This window comes from Kitasatospora sp. NPDC022785 (assembly GCF_055561295.1).
Window position 1 is genome coordinate 156,833 of the sequence record NZ_JBVHHB010000018.1, and the last position, 16,630, is coordinate 173,462.

Below are 16,630 nucleotides of genomic sequence, written 5' to 3' on the forward strand. Positions count from 1 at the left end.
GGTCATGGGGGCGCCAACGCTTTGATACGCGCTTGCGGTGCGGAGCGTGCGATCGGGATCATCGCCACATGTTCGAGCTTCTCCCCGGCGTGGGTCTCCGGCTCCCGGGCCGCGCGGGCACGCTCCGCCTCGGTGCGGACGAGCGCACCGCCCAGTGGGCCGTCGCCACCGTCGCGGACGTGCGCGCGGGGTGGGTCTGCGGCGCCGGCTGGTCCTTCACCGCGCGCTACCAGGGGCTGGAGCTCGACGCCCTCGGCGACGTCGTGGACCGCTACGGCCGGTACCGGGACACCCCCGGCCTGGGCGGCATCAGCCTCACCCGCGACCCGGCCACCGGGGCCGGCCCGTCGGCCTGCCCGGTGGTCCTCCACGGCATCGACCTCTTCGGCTACCCGCGCAGCGAGGTCCTCGACGCCCTCGGCGACGGCCTTCCCCCGACCGTCCGCCTCCACGGAGACGGTGAGTACCTCAGCGCCGCCCGGCTCGACGCGGAACGGGTACCGGCCACCTGAACCGGTACGCCCCTCCCGCCGTGGCTCCCCTGCTCCGGCGGCTCCGGCTGAGGCCGGTTCAGGCTCCGGCTCGGCCGTCCGACGGCCGACCGGCCCGGGGGTGAATCCTTTGGCGATGCCCGTGCCTCCTATACATGTCTCCGACGAACGTCGGGACGGATCTGGAGGTTGTCGTGATCGTCGGTATCGCTGTCGCCGTCACCGTGGTGCTCCTGTGCACGTGCAGTGTGGTCGTGCTGCGCAGGCGGGGGCGGGGCCGTGGCTGAGTCCACCGCCTGGCCGGGCGAGCGGTTGGTCGTCGCCGCGCAGCGCGGTGATGTCGACTCGATCGCGGCACTGGTGTCGGGCGCGCACCCGCATGTGCAGCGGTTCGCCCGCTCGTTGTGCGCGTCGCCGGAGGACGCCGAGGACGCGGCGCAGGAGGCACTGATCATCCTGTACCGCAAGATCGGGATGCTGCGCGCCTCCGGTGCCCTGGCGTCGTGGATGTTCCGCATCGTGCGCAACGAGTGCCTGCGCCGCGCGCGCACGCTGCTGCGCGAGCACCCGCCGGCGGGAGACGACGCCGGGCCGTCGGCCGAGGACGAGGCGCTGCAGCGTCTGGAGGCCGGGCGGGTGGCGGCGGCGATCGCGGCCCTCCCGGCGGACCAGCGCCGCGTCCTGGTGATGCGGGACGTGCAGGGCCTCGGCGGGCGGATGGTCGCCGATGCGCTGGGCCTGAGCAGCGCCGCGATGAAGTCGCGGCTGCACCGCGCCCGCGCGACCGTCCGGCAGACGCTGCGGGACAGGACCGATCCGGCTTTCGGAGGCAGAGATGACTGACCGTCCCGACTTCTCCAGCACTTCCCTGCCCCGGCACCTGGCGCGTGGCGCGGTGGGATTCGGCGCGCTGGCCGGCTCGTTCGCGCTCGTTCCGCTGGCCGGGCCGGTCTCCCTGCTGCTCCTGCCGGTCGGCGTGCTCGCCCTGCGCGGGTGCCCGATGTGCTGGGCGGTCGGGCTGGCGCAGACCGTCTCGCGGGGCCGTCTGAAGCGCTCCTGCACGTCGGACGGCCGGTGCCGGCTCTCCGTCGGCGGGCCCGGCTGAAACGGCGTCGCGCCCGTCCGCACAGGATGCGGGCGGGCGCGACGCCTTCGTGCCGGTGTGACCCGGGCCGTCCGCGGCCGTCAGCCGATGGAGCGGGGGAGACGGGTGGTCAGGTAGAGGACGGTGAAGGAGCCCAGGAGCTGGATGCCGAGGCAGAGGGCCAGGGCACGGTCCATGCCCAGCGTCGGGGCGAGGGCCAGGTAGAGGGTGCCCAGGGTGGCGACGCCGAGGGCGAGGCTGGACTGCTGGCCGGTGGCGAGGACGCCGCTGCCCACGCCCGCCCGGTCGGCGGGGACCTTGGAGAGGACGACGCGGAACAGCGGGGTGCCGATCAGGCCCTGGCCGATGCCGGCGAGGGCGACGCCGGGCGCCATCCGGAGCGGGGAGAAGTGGGCCCAGTCGGCGAGGACGGTGAGGGCCAGGGTGGCGAGGCCGATCGCCTGGACGACGGCGCCGGCGGTGAGGACGCGGCTGCCGAAGCGGCCGATCAGGCGGGGGCCGGAGAGCGAGGCGGCGAAGTAGCCGACGGCCATCGGGACGAGTGCCCAGCCGGCCGCGACCGGGCCGAGGTGGAGGCCCTGCTGGAGGGCGACGGCGATCACGAACATGAAGCCGCCGAAGCCGCCGAAGTAGGGCAGGGCGATGCCGAGGCCGCGCCGCATCTCGGGGATCCGCAGCAGGGTGGGCGGCACCAGCGGGGTGTCGCCGCGGCGCTCGGCGCGCAGCTCGACGACACCGAACGCCACCGCGAACACAGGGAAGAGCGCGAGCAGCAGCCAGGACCAGAGCGGCCAGCCGGCGGCGCGGCCCTCCATCAGCGGGACGAGCAGGGCGAGCAGCGTGGCGGTGAGCAGCAGCGTGCCGGGGACGTCCACGCGGGCGGCCCGCTCGGCGCGGCTCTCGGGGACGTACCGGACGGCGAGGACGAGGGCGAGCAGGGCGAACGGGACGTTCAGCAGGAAGACGGAGCGCCAGCCGGTGCCGAACAGGTCCGCGGCGACCAGCATCCCGCCGAGCACCTGCCCGATGACCACCGAGATGCCGCCGACCGCGCCGTAGACGGAGAGCGCCTGGCCGCGCCGGGCGCCGTGGGTGGCGGCGGTGATGGTGCCGAGCACCTGGGGGATGAGCAGGGCGGCCGAGGCGCCCTGGGCGGCGCGGGCGGCGACCAGGGTCCAGGCGCCGGGGGCGAGCCCGCAGGCGAGCGAGGTCAGGGCGAAGGCGGCGGCGCCGACGACGAACAGCCGGCGACGGCCGAAGATGTCGCCGAGCCGGCCGCCGAGGACGAGCAGGACGGCGAAGGCGATGCCGTATCCGGCGGCGACCAGCTCCAGGACGGCGGGGCCGGCGGCCAGGTCGTGGTCGATGGTGGGCAGGGCGACGTTGACGATGAAGAAGTCGAGCATCGGCAGGAACGCCCCGAGCAGGACGGTGACCAGCCCGGCGGTGCCGAGCGAGGCGGTGCCCTGGACCGCGACGCCGGGGGTGGTGGCGGCGGGCCGGGTGGTTGCGGCGACGGTGGTCTTGGCGACGGCGAGTTGTGGGGTCACGGGTCATACGATCCGCCACCCGACAACCTGGTACCAGAGTGTGGTTATCCAGGTATAAGAAGTACCTGGCAACAGGCTTCCGGGTGCCGCATGCTGGGTGCATGAGCCTCACCACCACGCCCGCCCCAGCGTCCCGCGCGACCGGCCGCGGAGGCCTTTCCCCCGACGGGGCCCGGCGGCACGAGCTGGCCGCCTTCCTGCGCAGCCGCCGCGAGCGGATCGCGCCCGAGCAGATGGGCCTGCCGATGACCGGACGCCGCCGGACGCCGGGGCTGCGCCGGGAGGAGGTGGCGCAGCTCGCCGCGGTCGGGGTGACCTGGTACACGTGGCTCGAGCAGGGCCGGGACATCCAGGTCTCCGCCCAGGTGCTGGACGCGGTCGCCCGCGCCCTCCGGCTCGACCCGGCCGAGCGGGCCCACCTGTTCGCGCTGGCGGCGGCGGACGATCCGTCACCGGTGGTGGAGTGCCTGACGGTGACGCCGGCGATCCGGTTGCTCCTGGAGCAGATGTCGCCGATGCCGGCCGCGGTGATCAACGCCCGGTACGACGTGCTGGCGTACAACCCCTCGTACACCCATATCGTCGGGAACCTCGACGAACTGCCCTTCGAGGACAGGAACCTGATGTGGATGGCGTTCACGCCGTCGCGCTTCCGGGAGGTGCTGGTCGACCACGAGGACGGGCGCGAGGGGATGGTGGCCAGGTTCCGTTCGGGGATGGCCGACCACAGGGCCGAACCGGCGTGGAAGGCGCTGCTCGCCCGGCTGCGCAAGGCCTCGCCGGACTTCGAGGCGGCCTGGCAGCGGCACGACGTGATGAAGCCGGGCAACGGGCTCAAGCGGTTCCTCGTCCCCGGCATCGGGCTGCTGCACTGCGACTACACGAGCCTCTGGCTCGGGCCGCGTCCCAGCACCCGCCTGGTCGCTTACACGCCCAGGGACGAGGAGACCCGTGAGCGGATGGAGCTGATGGCGCGGGGGCTGCCGGGCGGGCGGTAGCCGGTCAGGCGCGCGATGCCCGGCGGCCGAGCGCCAGGCAGAGGGCGGCCAGCGGCAGTTCGACGCAGCCGGCCATCACCACGGCGGCGAGCAGTGGCAGGCCGGTGCCGGCGGTGCCGACGTCGGCGAGGGCGTCGCCGGCGAGCAGCAGCGCCACCGCGCAGGCGGGCCGGATCGCGGCCGGGCTGCGGCGCCGCAGCAGCGCGTCGAGCGAGACCAGGGCGGCGAGTTCGAGCAGGTCGAGGACGACCCACGAGGTCTCGTGGCTGACGGCCAGCACCGCCAGCCAGGGAAGCAGCGCGAGGGCCGCGAAGGCGGGCACCCGCTCGGTCCACGCGGGCAGTGCCGGGGCGGCAGGGCGGGTGGGGGAGCACGGCACCGCCCCCAGAACGGCGGTGCTCATCGCTGACCCCCGGCCGTGCCGACCGGCACACCCCGCCGACTGCCGCGGACCCGCGCCAGCGGCTGCCGCTCGCGGCCGCCCGCATGCTCCACCAGCACCCCGCCGAACCGCCCCCGCGCCCAGGCGAGCCAGAACTCCCCGGCCACCGTGACGACTTCGGGCACCTCGACGGCCCGGCCGCCGGCCCCCCGCAGCCACCCGCCGGTGAACCGCACGGCGGGCGCCGCACCGCCCTGCGGCAGCCGCCCCCAGGCCAGCCCGTACCGCACCCGCGCACCGGGGACGGCGCAGCGCCGAGCGCCGCGCAGCAGCTGCGGGGTGAGCCGGGCCGCGACCAGGACGTCCAGCAGCTCGCCGTGCTCGTACACCTCCAGTGCCGCGCGCCCCCGCGTCGCCCGGACGCTGCGTACCGCCCACGGCCCGCGCGGCCCGGCGGGCCCGGCCGGGTCGGACGGACCGACCGGCAGCGGACCTTCGGCGTCGGCCGCGCCGGTGCCCGGGGCGGGCCGCCCGGGGGGCGGCGTGGCGGAGTGCGGTTCAGTGCTCGTCATGCCGTCAAGACTTCCGCGCACCACCCCCCGGCGTCGGTAGTGCGCCGCCCCGAATCGGGGGTGTACCTGGGTACACCCCCGCTCTCCAGCTCCCTTCATGGCGTCAGTCGATCTTCGGGCTCTACGCTGTCGGCCATGCCCTCCACCCCGCTGCGCCGTGCGCTCGCCAGGAGCGCCGAGCGGCCGCCGTGGTCGGCCGCCGCCTGGCGCGACACCCGCTTCATAGCCGCCGGCATCCCGCTGGCCGTGCCGATCTGGCTGGCCTGTCTCACCCCGAAGGCCTTCCTGCCGGTCACCGCCCTGGTGCTGCTCTGCCTGCGGCTGCTGACGGCGGCCCAGCGCGGCCGTCTGCGCACCCTGCGCGGGGTCGAGGTGCCGGTGCTGCTGCAGTCCGCGGACACCCCGGCGGGCCTGCTGACCAGGCTGCGCACCGGGGTGAGCTGGCGTCAGGTCGGCTACCACCTGCTGGCCGGCCCGCTGTTGGCGCTGGGCGCGCTGGGGGCGCTGTACGCGTGGGGCGCGGGCCTGGTCATGGCGACCGTGTACGGCTGGGTCTGGCTGATGCCGCCGGGCAACCCGCTGCGGTCGCAGTGGGCCGGGGCGAACGCCCTGTACACCGTGAGCGGTGTGCTGCTGCTGGCCGTGACGCCGTGGGTGGTGGCCCTGCTGGCCAGACTGGAGGAGCTCGCGGCCCACCGGCTGCTCGGCCCGGGCCGGACGGAGACGCTGGAGCGCCGGGTCGAGGAGATCACCGAGAGCCGGGCGGGCCTGGTCGACGCCGTCGACGCTGAGCGCCGCCGGATCGAGCGCGATCTGCACGACGGCGCCCAGCAGCGGCTCACGTCGCTGGCGATGAACCTGGGTCTGGCCCGGCGCACCTTCAAGGACGCGGCCCCCGAGGTCATGCAGGTGATCGTGGACGCGCACGAGGAGGCCCAGGCCGCCATCGACGAACTGCGCGACCTGGTCCGCGGCCTGCACCCGGCCGTCCTGGAGGACCGCGGCCTGGACGCGGCGCTTTCCGGCATCGCCGCCCGCGCCCCGCTGCCGGTCCGGCTGGACGTCGCCCTGGTCGAGCCGATCGCCCCGACCGTCGAGGCGGTCGCGTACTTCACCGTCTCCGAGGCGCTGACCAACGTCGCCAAGCACGCCCGCGCCACCCGGGTCGACCTCTCGGTGCGGACGGTCGGCGGCCGGCTGCTCCTGGTCGTCAGCGACGACGGTGTCGGCGGCGCGGACGCCTCGCGCGGCACCGGTCTGACCGGCCTGCGCAAGCGCGCCGCCTCGGTCGATGGCTCGCTGTCCGTTCTCAGCCCCCTCGGGGGTCCCACCACCATCACCGTGGAGTTGCCGTGCGTGCTGTGATCGCCGAGGACTCGGTCCTGCTCAGGGTCGGTCTGGTCAAGGTCCTGGAGGCGGTGGGCTTCGAGGTGGCCGCCGCCGTGGGGGACGCCGAGGAGCTGCTCGCCGCGGTGGAGGAGCACCGGCCGGGGGTGGTGGTGGCGGACGTCCGGATGCCGCCCGGCTTCACGGACGAGGGCGTCCGGGCGGCGCTGATGATCCGCCGGCAGTGGCCCGAGGTGGCGGTGCTGCTGCTCTCCCAGTACGTCGAGGAGCGGTACGCGGCCGACCTGCTGGCCACCAACACCAGCGGGGTGGGCTATCTGCTCAAGCAGCGGGTGGCCAATGTGGACGACTTCGTGGACGCCTTGCAGCGGGTCGCCGAGGGCGGCACCGCGCTGGACCCGGAGGTGGTCGCCCAGCTGCTGGTCCGCCGCCACCGGGACCCGCTGGAGAAGCTGACCCCGCGCGAGCGGGACGTGCTGGGACTGATGGCGGAGGGCCGCTCGAACGCGGCGATCGCCGCCGCCCTGGTGGTCAGCGACAGCGCGGTTGCCAAGCACATCAACTCGATCTTCACCAAGCTCGACCTGCCGCCCGCCGACGCCAGCCACCGCCGGGTGCTCGCGGTGCTGCGGTTCCTGGAGGTCGGGTAGCGGTGGCGGAGGACCGGACGGCGATCCGCGGGCACCGTGCCTGGCGGATCACCGGGACGTCGGTGGTGGCGCTGGCCGTCGTGTGCGGCGGCGCGCAGACCTGGGGTCTGGTGGTGCAGCAGCAGCGGACGTCCGACCGCTCGTACCCGGTCGCGGCGACCAGGGTGCACCTGGACACCGGCTCCGCGGCGGTGCAGATCAGGCCGGGGCAGCCCGGCCGGGTGCTGGTGACCGAGCATCTGGACTGGACGGTCCGCAGCCCCAGGGTCGAGACCGTCTTCGACGGTGACGTGTTCAACGTCAGGATGCGCTGCAACCAGGTGGTGCCGGTGGTGGACCTCGGCTGTGGTGCCGTGATCGAGCTGGAGGTGCCGCCGACGGCCGCGGTGGACGGCGGGGGCTCCTCCGGGAGTATCGACATCAATGGCCTGAGCGGGGACGTCCGGGTGGCGGCCACCTCGGGGGCGGTCCGGCTGAGCGGGCTCTCCGGGCAGGTGTACGCGCGGACGACGTCCGGGGAGGTGCGGGCCACCGGCCTCGCCTCCGCCCGGGTCGAGGTGCACGCCACCTCCGGCGCGGTCGACCTGGGCTTCGCGCGCCCGCCGCACGTGGTGGCGGTCGGGGTGACCTCGGGCGAGGTGTCGCTGGCCCTGCCGCAGGGCTCGGGCTACCGCTTCGGCGTCGACCGCGGGTCGGGCAACGGCCACATCGATCCGCGGCTGTCCAACCCCGCCAGCCCGGACACCGTGCAGGTCACGTCCACCTCCGGGGCGCTGAGCGTGAACCCCGTCGAGGGCTGAACGGACGGGCCGGGCGGACGGCCGAAGGGCCGATCCGCGGGTGGGGGACAATGAAGAGTCCCGAATCCCCGTCCCCGAGGTCAGCCGCGCATGACAGTCACGCCCGCACCCACCGCGACCGCCGCCGAGTTCGCGCCGCTGACCATCGGCCCGATGCAGGTGTGGCCGCCCGTCGTGCTGGCACCGATGGCCGGCATCACCAACGCGCCGTTCCGCACGCTCTGCCGTGAGCAGAGCGGCGGCAAGGGCCTGTACGTCTCCGAGATGATCACCACCAGGGCCCTGGTCGAGCGCAACGCCAAGACCATGCAGCTGATCAGGTTCGACGCGAGCGAGAAGCCGCGTTCGATCCAGCTCTACGGGGTGGACCCGGTGACCGTCGGCAAGGCGGCCCGGATGATCGCCGACGAGAACCTGGCCGACCACATCGACCTCAACTTCGGCTGCCCCGTCCCCAAGGTGACCCGCAAGGGCGGCGGCTCGGCGCTGCCGTACAAGCGCAACCTGCTGCGCGAGATCCTCCGCGAGGCCGTCGCCAACGCCGGGGACCTCCCGGTGACCATGAAGATGCGCAAGGGCATCGACGACGACCACCTCACCTTCCTCGACGCCGGCCGGATCGGCGCGGAGGAGGGCGTCTCCGCGATCGCCCTGCACGGCCGCACCGCGGCCCAGCACTACGGCGGCACCGCGGACTGGTCGGCGATCGCCCGGCTGCGCGAATCCGTCCCGGCGCACGTCCCGGTGCTCGGCAACGGGGACATCTGGTCGGCGGACGACGCGGTGCGGATGATGCGCGAGACCGGCTGCGACGGTGTGGTGGTCGGCCGCGGCTGCCTGGGCCGGCCGTGGCTGTTCAAGGACCTGGTGGCGATCTTCGAGGGCGAGACGGACTACGCCCGCCCGAGCTTCGCCGACGTGGCGCGGGCCATGGTGCGCCACGCGCAGCTGCTCGGCGAGTGGCTGGGGGACGAGGCGCGCGGCGTGATCGACTTCCGCAAGCACGTGGCCTGGTACACCAAGGGCTTCTCGGTCGGCTCCGAGCTGCGGGTGCGGCTGGCCAACTCCTCCTCGCTGGCCGGACTGGCCGAAACCCTCGCCCAGGTGGAGCAGTCCCAGCTCTGGCCGGCCGGCGCGGACGGCCCCCGCGGGCGCACCAGCGGCAACAACCGGGTGGTTCTCCCGGAAGGCTGGTTGGACGATCCGTACGACTGCGCTCTGCCCAGTGCGGACGCCGAATCGGACACCTCCGGCGGATGATCTGTCCTTAGTGGCGAAAACGCCCCTCGACCGGTGATTGCCGCCGCGTCCCAGCCCTCTTGTCCTATCTGGCCAAGAGGGCTCCTTTTTGGTGCATCAATGTCACGGAAACGAGCGGACGTCCGCACGTAGTGCGACGATCGGCGGAGGAGGACTACGCCCGACCCGCGAGATGCGCTCGTGACGCTTGCCACATACGGTGGCGACTGACGGTCACTCAGGGGACGAAATGGCCACATCGGCGGTGAATCGCTTCCCGAAGGGGAGTGGCACGGATCGGCCGGTCCGGGTGCAGGAAATCAAGCCGGGGCAACGCGGTGGACCGCCGACCGCTACCCTCCGTCCCGTTAGTGTGATCTTCCGGTTTCCTTGCCTTCAAGAGTTGAAGGCAAGCTCGCGTCATCCGGACGATTTCACCAACAGAGGTGAACGCCTTTATGTGCATTCGATCTGCCGGGTTACCACCGAGTACTGGCCTCGTACGGCCTATTGGCGGCGCAAAAGCGCCTTCGAAATGGGTATGTTCTCCGGCGTCAGGCCAACCGTGTGCGAGGAGACCGACCCGTGCCGTCGCAGCAGAAGTTTGTTTACTCCTTCACCGAAGGAAACAAGGACCTCAAGGATCTTCTTGGCGGCAAGGGCGCGAACCTGGCCGAGATGACCAACCTGGGTCTCCCCGTCCCTCCGGGGTTCACCATCACCACCGAGGCCTGCAAGGTCTTCCTGGAGACCGGCAGCGAGCCGGCCTCCCTGCACGAGGAGATCAGCGCCCACCTGGACGCGCTCGAGCAGGAGATGGGCAAGAAGCTCGGCCAGGCCGACAACCCGCTCCTGGTCTCGGTCCGCTCCGGGGCCAAGTTCTCCATGCCCGGCATGATGGACACCGTCCTGAACATCGGCCTCTCCGACGCCTCGGTGGTCGGCCTGGTCGCGCAGTCCGGCAACGAGCGTTTCGCCTGGGACTCCTACCGCCGCCTGGTCCAGATGTTCGGCAAGACCGTGCTGGGCGTCGACGGCGAGCTGTTCGAGGAGGCCCTGGACGAGGCCAAGCACGCCAAGGGCACCACCAACGACCTGGACCTGGACGCTTCCGACCTCCGGGAACTGGTCGAGGTGTTCAAGGGCATCGTCGAGCGCGAGACCGGCCGGGCCTTCCCGCAGGACCCGCGCGAGCAGATGGACCTCGCCGTCCACGCCGTCTTCCACTCCTGGAACGGCGACCGGGCGCGGCTCTACCGCCGTCAGGAGCGCATCCCGAACGACCTGGGCACGGCGGTCAACGTCTGCTCCATGGTCTTCGGCAACCTCGGCGAGGACTCCGGCACCGGTGTCGCCTTCACGCGTGACCCCTCCACGGGCGCCGTCGGTGTCTACGGCGACTACCTCTCCAACGCCCAGGGCGAGGACGTCGTCGCCGGCATCCGCAACACCCTGCCGCTCGCCGACCTGGAGCAGCTCGACAAGAAGTCGTACGACGAGCTGATGGCGATCATGCAGAAGCTCGAGAACCACTACCGCGACCTCTGTGACATCGAGTTCACCATCGAGCGCGGCAAGCTCTGGATGCTCCAGACCCGCGTGGGCAAGCGCACCGCCGCCGCGGCCTTCCGGATCGCCGTCCAGCTGGTCGACCAGGGCCTGATCGACCTGGACGAGGCCCTGATGCGGGTCACCGGTGGCCAGCTCTCGCAGCTGATGTTCCCGCGGTTCGCCCCCGACGCCGCCTCCAAGCAGATCGCCTGGGGCCTCGCCGCCTCGCCCGGCGCCGCGATCGGCAAGATCGTCTTCGATTCCTACACCGCGGTGAAGTGGTCCCGCTCCGGCGAGAAGGTCATCCTGGTCCGCCGCGAGACCAACCCGGACGACCTGGACGGCATGATCGCCGCCGAGGGCATCCTCACCTCGCGCGGTGGCAAGACCTCGCACGCCGCCGTCGTCGCCCGCGGCATGGGCAAGACCTGTGTCTGCGGTGCCGAGGAGCTCGAGGTCGACACCAAGCGCCGCCGGATGACCACCTCCGACGGCCTGGTGCTGGAGGAGGGGGACGTCGTCTCCATCGACGGCGCCACCGGCAAGGTCTACCTCGGCGAGGTACCCGTGCTGCCGTCCCCGGTGGTCGAGTACTTCGAGGGCACCCTGCACGCCGGCGCCGACGTCCAGGGCGGCCTCGTCCAGGCCGTGCACCGGCTGATGTCGCACGCCGACGGCCGCCGCCGGCTCGCCGTGCGGGCCAACGCCGACAACGCCGAGGACGGCGGGCGCGCCCGCCGCTACGGCGCCCAGGGCATCGGCCTCTGCCGCACCGAGCACATGTTCCTCGGCGAGGAGCGCCGCAAGGAGGTCGAGCACCTGATCCTGGCGGACAACGACAAGGACCGCGAGCTCGCGCTCTCCACCCTGCTGCCGATGCAGAAGGGCGACTTCCTGGAGCTCTTCCAGGCGATGGACGGGCTGCCGGTCACCGTCCGCCTGCTCGACCCGCCGCTGCACGAGTTCCTGCCCGACATCACCGAGCTGTCGGTGCGCGTCGCCCTCGCCGAGGCCCGCAAGGACCCGAACGAGAACGACCTGCGCCTGCTCCAGGCGGTGCACAAGCTGCACGAGCAGAACCCGATGCTCGGCCTGCGCGGCGTCCGCCTCGGCCTGGTCATCCCCGGCCTGTTCGGCATGCAGGTCCGCGCCATCGCCGAGGCCGCCGCCGAGCGCAAGCTGGCCGGCGGGGACCCGCGTCCCGAGGTGATGATCCCGCTGGTCGGCACCGTCCAGGAGCTGGAGCTGGTCCGCGACGAGTGCGAGCGCGTGCTCGCCGAGGTCGCCCAGTCCACCGGTGTGCAGCTGGACATCAAGCTCGGCACCATGATCGAGCTGCCGCGCGCCGCCGTGACGGCCGGCCAGATCGCCGAGGCCGCCGAGTTCTTCTCCTTCGGCACCAACGACCTGACCCAGACCGTCTGGGGCTTCTCCCGGGACGACGTGGAGGCCTCGTTCTTCACGGCCTACCTGGAGAAGGGCATCTTCGGGGTCTCCCCGTTCGAGACCATCGACCGCGACGGCGTCGGCGCGCTCGTCAAGCACGCCGTCGAGGCCGGCCGGGCCACCCGCCCCGACCTCAAGCTCGGCGTCTGCGGCGAGCACGGCGGCGACCCGGAGTCGGTGCACTTCTTCCACGAGGTGGGGCTGGACTACGTCTCCTGCTCCCCCTTCCGGATCCCGGTGGCGCGCCTTGAGGCCGGCCGCGCCGCCATCGAGACCGCGGGCAGCGACTCGCGCTGAGGCGGGTAGGCGCCCTCCTCGCCAGGCATCGGCGGGGAGGGCCCGTCCGACCACGGCGCGGTCCCGTCGCTGACCGCATCCCTCCCGCTCGGGAGGGCGTACACCGGAGCTCGGCGCAGGAGAACCGGCGTACGTAACGCGGCCGGGGCGGGAACGGACAACGGCGTCCGTTCCCGCCCCGGCCGCTTCTTTCGTGGCGCCCTTCCCGCGGCGCCCGGTGGCCGTGGCCACGCGTGTGGCCGCCCGGCCGCGGCCGGGCCTGCTGCCAAGCTGGAGCGCATGACCAGCAAGAACCGCCTGTTCGTCCTCGTGGCCGCCCTGATCTGCGCGATCGCCGCCGCGGGCGGGTGCGCGCTCTCGGGCAACGGGACGAGCCACCCGAAGGTGGCCGCCTCCACGAGCCCGGCCTCCGTCGCGAGCCCGGGTGCTCCCAAGCCTTCGGCACCCCGGCCGTCCGCCCCGGCATCGTCCGCACCCGGGCCGTCGTCGCCGGCCGCCGCCTGGGTGCCCACCGACCCCGCGCTCGCCGACGTCTGCCGCACCAAGCTGCCCAGCCAGGCCCGCGACACCCTCGGCCTGATCGCCAAGGGCGGCCCGTACCCGTACCGCTCCGACGGCATCGTCTTCGAGAACCGCGAGAACCGCCTCCCGCGCAAGGGCTCCGGCTACTACCACGAGTTCACCGTCGTCACCCCCGGTTCCGGCGACCGCGGCACCCGACGCGTCGTCACGGGTGACGCCGGCGAGCAGTACTGGACGGCCGACCACTACGGCACCTTCCAGGAGATCGACGCGCGCTGCTGAGGGCCCTGTCGGACTGAGGGTTTCCGGTGCGGCTGGCCTGCCGAACCGGGAGCCCCGCGGAACCGGGAGCTTTGCCGAACGGGAAGTCCTGCGGTGCCGGAAGTCCTGCGGTTTCGAGAGTACTTTCCAAGTTGGAATGTAGATGCCATAGTGGAACCGGCGAGAGCGCGGTGCCCTCGCGCAGACTCCAGGGGGACTCCATGAGCAGTGCCGAACCCGTCCGGCCCGACGACCTTCCCGCCGCCGAGGCGCTGCGCCTCGCCCTGCGGGCCCGGGCTGCCGCCCAGGCGCCGCGCTCCCTGCCCGCGTGGTTCGGCCCGGCCTTCGCGGTCTCCTTCGCGCTCTACGGGACGGGAGTCGGCCAGGCCGCCCACGCGCACCTGGCCTGGCTGAGCATCGTGCTGGCCGTGGCCTTCGCCGCGCTGACCGGCTGCCTGGTCGCGGTCACCGCCCGCAGCGGCGGCATCGTGCACCGGCTGGAGCCCGTCTTCGGGCATCTGGTCCGCCGGGCGTTCCTGCAGCTGGTCGGGGCGGCGCTGGCGGCGGCGGGGCTCGCCTTCGCGCTCGGCGGCGACGCCCGCTGGGTGGGCGCGGCGGTGGGGATCACGGCCGGCGCGGTGTTCTGGGTGACGGCGGTGTGGCTGAACGCCCGCATCCGGCGCGAGCTCGGGGCGCGCTGATGCCCGCCGCTCTCGACCCGCTGCTCCAGCACCCGACCAGGCTCACCGTCCTCGCCTTCCTGAGCGCCTGCGCGGAGGCCGAGTTCGGCGCCGTCCGGGACCACTGCGAGGTCTCCGACTCGGTGCTCAGCAAGGCCGCGGCCGCGCTGGAGGAGGCAGGCTACGTGGCGGTGAAGAAGGGCTACGTCGGCAAGCGCCCGCGGACCTGGCTCGCCGCCACCAAGGCCGGGCGTGCGGCCCTGGCCGGCCATCTCGCCGAACTCCAGCGCCTGGTGGCCGCCGCGGAGGCCGCCGGAGCCGAACACGAGGGCCGGTAGGGGGAGTTCGCCGGCCCGTCGCCTACCGCCTACCCCTTTCGCCTGCCGCCTGCCGCCTGCCGCCTGCCGCCTTTCGCCCGTCGAATGGCGTTGGCTTCGGCGCCCGGGAGGCTGCTCGGCCAGGGGCCTGCCCGCCGCTTCACCGACGGGAAACGGTGTTGACGCGGCGCCGGTCGGGCGCTGTGCTGGGGCACGATGACGACCCTTCACACCGGCCCCGCGCTCGACGCGCTCAACGGCCTCTCCGTCGGCGACGCCCTCGGCGCCCAGTTCTTCGTTCCCGACACCGCCGCGGCCCACTTCGCCGCCCGTACCGCGCCGCCCGGCCCCTGGCCGTGGACCGACGACACCGAGATGGCCTGCTCGGTGTACGCGGCACGGACCGAGCGAGGCGCGATCGACACCTTCGACCTCACCCACTCCTTCGCCCGCCGGCACGACTTCGACCGCGGCTACGGCCCGGCCGCCAACCGGATGCTCCGGCTGATCCGCGAGGGCGGCGACGCCAGGGCGCTGGCCGCCGAACTCTTCGACGGCCAGGGCTCGTACGGCAACGGCGCCGCGATGCGGGTGGCGCCGCTGGGCGCGCTGTACGCGGACGATCCGGCCGGGGCGGTGCTGCCCGCCGCAGAGACCGCGATGACCACCCACACCCATCCGCAGGCCGTCGACGGCACGATCGCCGTCGCGGTGGCCGCCGCGTACGCGGTCCGGGCCCGGACCGGGACCATGACGCCGGACGCCTTCCTGGCGGCGGTCGCCGCGCTCACCCCGCGCGGTGCCGTGCGCGACGGCCTGACCGAGGCGATCGGCCTGCTCGCCGAGCCGGACCTGAAGGTCGCCGCCGAGGCGCTCGGCAACGGCAGCCGGACCAGCGCCGCCGACACCGTCCCCTTCGCGCTCTGGTGCGCGGCCCGCCGGCTCACCGACTACCCGGCGGCGGTCTGGGAGGCGATCGGCGCGGGCGGGGACATGGACACCGTCGCCGCCATCACCGGCGGCGTGGTCGCCGCCCACACCGGCACGGTCGGCATTCCGGCCGCCTGGACGGCCGCCCGCGAGCCGCTCCCCGCGTGGGCCTTCCCCGTGCCGGGCGGCGTGGCCCCCGCGCCGGTGGACCGGACCCACCTGAAGCCGCTCCTGCTGCCGCGCCGGTGCCCGGTTCCGGACGTGGTCTGGACCGACGAGCAGTGGCGGCGGATCAGGGCCGGACTGCGCCCCGGGGGGACGGAGCAGATGTGGGAGTCCTACACCACCGAGGGCGTCCTGCACCTGCACCGGAGTCGGACCGGTTCCGCGGTCTGGGACGTCCGGGTGGCTCCGGTGCCGCGCGGCGGCTGGCGGCCCGTTTCGGCGCTGGTCGAGGCGCACCCCGGCCGGTACGAGGGTCGCCCCGACGCCGGGCAGCTGGCGACGGTCCTCGCCCTGGCCGCCGAGGGCTGCTCGCACTGAGCCCGCGCCGGACGGCGGCCGCCCGCGGGCCGCCGCCACCGGTGAACGAACGGCCCGCCGGGAGGTGCCCCCGGCCCGTGGCCCTCAGGCCGTGATCAGCTGCCCGGCGCCGCCGCCGTGTCTAAGGCACTCCTGGTTGATCGCCCGGTCCGGGGCGCTCGGCGAGGTGGCGGCGGCGATCCGGAGCTCGATGATGTCCCGTACGGCGGGCCACTCGGAGTCGAGGATCGAGTAGAACGCGGTGGAGCGCACCACCCCGTCCAGCCCGCGCGAGTGCGCCCGGCGGACGCCCTCGGAGGTGGCGCCGAGCCGCTCGATGGCCGCCCGGGAGCGCATGTTGCGGGCGTCCGCGCGCATCGAGATCCGCTGCACGCCCCACTCCTCGAAGGCGTACCGCAGCATCAGCAGCTTCGCCTCGGTGTTGATGCCGGTGCCCTGGGCGCGCGGCGAGAGCCAGGTGTTGCCGATCTCGGCGGCGTCAGGGACGGCCGTGGCGGGGTCGCCGAACGGCACGCCGGGCACCGGCGGCCAGACGACCGGGCCCTGCCAGTAGTCGAGTTCCAGGAACCGGGTGGAGCCGACGACCCGGCCGTCGGCGACGCTCACCGTCGCGAACGGCAGCGACCGGCCCGCGGCCTGGTCGGCAAGGGCGCGCGCGATGTAGTCGCGGGCCGCTTCCAGGCCGTGCGGGACGGGCGTGAAGGCGTAGGTCGTACGGTCCTCGGCGCCGGCCTTGGCGATGGCCTCGGCGTGGTGCGCGGCGAGGGGCTCCAGCCGCACGGTGCGGCCGGTGAGGATGACAGGTACGGGCACGGAACCTTCGGTCCTTCATCGGTCGGAGGGTGCGTCCCGTGCCGGGGTACGGCGCGGGCTGCGGGGACTTCGCCCCGGCTCCGGAGACCGCCCGTCCATGCCCGTGCACGCCGGAGGCCGGTCGAGCGGGGTGGGG

The 16,630-nt window shown here is 73.7% G+C and carries 17 protein-coding genes; 13 read left to right on the forward strand and 4 right to left on the reverse strand.

Annotation, left to right across the window (positions count from 1 at the left end):
• Positions 1–68 precede the first annotated feature (68 nt).
• The 3 genes from ACZ3YO_RS25885 (at position 69) to ACZ3YO_RS25895 (ending at position 1,596) form a co-directional block, all read left to right on the forward strand.
• The gene (locus ACZ3YO_RS25885; RefSeq protein WP_465573522.1) at positions 69–512 is read left to right on the forward strand and encodes a hypothetical protein; all 444 of its coding nucleotides are present in this window, start codon (positions 69–71) and stop codon (positions 510–512) included.
• Positions 513–770: 258 nt separating this feature from the next.
• Positions 771–1,334, forward strand: coding sequence for an RNA polymerase sigma factor (locus tag ACZ3YO_RS25890; RefSeq protein WP_396323245.1), 564 nt, complete (start codon positions 771–773; stop codon positions 1,332–1,334).
• Complete coding sequence (locus ACZ3YO_RS25895; protein WP_465548773.1) at positions 1,327–1,596, forward strand: hypothetical protein; 270 nt, start codon at positions 1,327–1,329, stop codon at positions 1,594–1,596. Before ACZ3YO_RS25890 ends, ACZ3YO_RS25895 begins: the two co-directional genes overlap by 8 nt.
• Positions 1,597–1,676: 80 nt before the next feature.
• Here the strand turns inward: ACZ3YO_RS25895 and ACZ3YO_RS25900 are convergent, their stop codons facing one another.
• A complete protein-coding gene (locus ACZ3YO_RS25900; RefSeq protein WP_465573526.1) occupies positions 1,677–3,146 on the reverse strand; it encodes an MFS transporter in 1,470 nt (489 codons plus the stop codon).
• Positions 3,147–3,247: 101 nt separating this feature from the next.
• Between ACZ3YO_RS25900 and ACZ3YO_RS25905 the strand changes: the two genes are divergently transcribed.
• Positions 3,248–4,144: a helix-turn-helix transcriptional regulator gene (locus ACZ3YO_RS25905; RefSeq protein ID WP_465573529.1), complete on the forward strand. Its 897-nt coding sequence runs from the start codon at positions 3,248–3,250 to the stop codon at positions 4,142–4,144.
• A 4-nt stretch (positions 4,145–4,148) separates the two neighbouring features.
• On the opposite strand, the gene ACZ3YO_RS25910 is transcribed toward ACZ3YO_RS25905, so the two are convergent.
• Together ACZ3YO_RS25910 and ACZ3YO_RS25915 are read right to left on the reverse strand one after the other, a co-directional pair.
• The gene (locus tag ACZ3YO_RS25910) at positions 4,149–4,547 is read right to left on the reverse strand and encodes a hypothetical protein (protein ID WP_465573532.1); all 399 of its coding nucleotides are present in this window, start codon (positions 4,545–4,547) and stop codon (positions 4,149–4,151) included.
• The gene (locus ACZ3YO_RS25915) at positions 4,544–5,098 is read right to left on the reverse strand and encodes a hypothetical protein (protein WP_465573534.1); all 555 of its coding nucleotides are present in this window, start codon (positions 5,096–5,098) and stop codon (positions 4,544–4,546) included. Before ACZ3YO_RS25915 ends, ACZ3YO_RS25910 begins: the two co-directional genes overlap by 4 nt.
• Before the next feature lie 135 nt (positions 5,099–5,233).
• Between ACZ3YO_RS25915 and ACZ3YO_RS25920 the strand changes: the two genes are divergently transcribed.
• From ACZ3YO_RS25920 to ACZ3YO_RS25960, 9 genes are all read left to right on the forward strand, one after another.
• Entirely contained in the window at positions 5,234–6,463 is a 1,230-nt protein-coding gene (locus tag ACZ3YO_RS25920; protein ID WP_465573537.1) for a sensor histidine kinase, read from the forward strand.
• Complete coding sequence (locus ACZ3YO_RS25925) at positions 6,451–7,095, forward strand: response regulator (RefSeq protein ID WP_148645238.1); 645 nt, start codon at positions 6,451–6,453, stop codon at positions 7,093–7,095. The genes ACZ3YO_RS25920 and ACZ3YO_RS25925 overlap by 13 nt, the downstream gene beginning before the upstream one ends.
• 2 nt (positions 7,096–7,097) lie before the next feature.
• Complete coding sequence (locus ACZ3YO_RS25930; protein WP_465573540.1) at positions 7,098–7,895, forward strand: DUF4097 family beta strand repeat-containing protein; 798 nt, start codon at positions 7,098–7,100, stop codon at positions 7,893–7,895.
• 90 nt (positions 7,896–7,985) lie between these two features.
• Positions 7,986–9,155, forward strand: a complete 1,170-nt coding sequence (gene dusB / locus ACZ3YO_RS25935; RefSeq protein WP_465573542.1) for a tRNA dihydrouridine synthase DusB — start codon at positions 7,986–7,988, stop codon at positions 9,153–9,155.
• Positions 9,156–9,719: 564 nt separating this feature from the next.
• Positions 9,720–12,428: a pyruvate, phosphate dikinase gene (gene ppdK, locus ACZ3YO_RS25940; protein ID WP_465573545.1), complete on the forward strand. Its 2,709-nt coding sequence runs from the start codon at positions 9,720–9,722 to the stop codon at positions 12,426–12,428.
• 279 nt (positions 12,429–12,707) lie between these two features.
• Positions 12,708–13,232, forward strand: a complete 525-nt coding sequence (locus ACZ3YO_RS25945) for a ribonuclease domain-containing protein (protein ID WP_465573548.1) — start codon at positions 12,708–12,710, stop codon at positions 13,230–13,232.
• A 200-nt stretch (positions 13,233–13,432) separates the two neighbouring features.
• Positions 13,433–13,912 (forward strand): hypothetical protein, encoded by a 480-nt coding sequence (locus ACZ3YO_RS25950; RefSeq protein WP_465573550.1) that lies wholly within the window; start codon positions 13,433–13,435, stop codon positions 13,910–13,912.
• Positions 13,912–14,229 carry a transcriptional regulator gene (locus ACZ3YO_RS25955; protein ID WP_396323258.1) on the forward strand — a complete coding sequence of 106 codons (318 nt, stop codon included), beginning with the start codon at positions 13,912–13,914 and terminating at the stop codon, positions 14,227–14,229. Before ACZ3YO_RS25950 ends, ACZ3YO_RS25955 begins: the two co-directional genes overlap by 1 nt.
• A gap of 195 nt (positions 14,230–14,424) precedes the next feature.
• Positions 14,425–15,681, forward strand: a complete 1,257-nt coding sequence (locus tag ACZ3YO_RS25960; RefSeq protein WP_465573553.1) for an ADP-ribosylglycohydrolase family protein — start codon at positions 14,425–14,427, stop codon at positions 15,679–15,681.
• Positions 15,682–15,765: 84 nt separating this feature from the next.
• On the opposite strand, the gene ACZ3YO_RS25965 is transcribed toward ACZ3YO_RS25960, so the two are convergent.
• Positions 15,766–16,494 (reverse strand): GNAT family N-acetyltransferase, encoded by a 729-nt coding sequence (locus ACZ3YO_RS25965; protein ID WP_465548785.1) that lies wholly within the window; start codon positions 16,492–16,494, stop codon positions 15,766–15,768.
• Between the last annotated feature and the right edge of the window lie 136 nt (positions 16,495–16,630).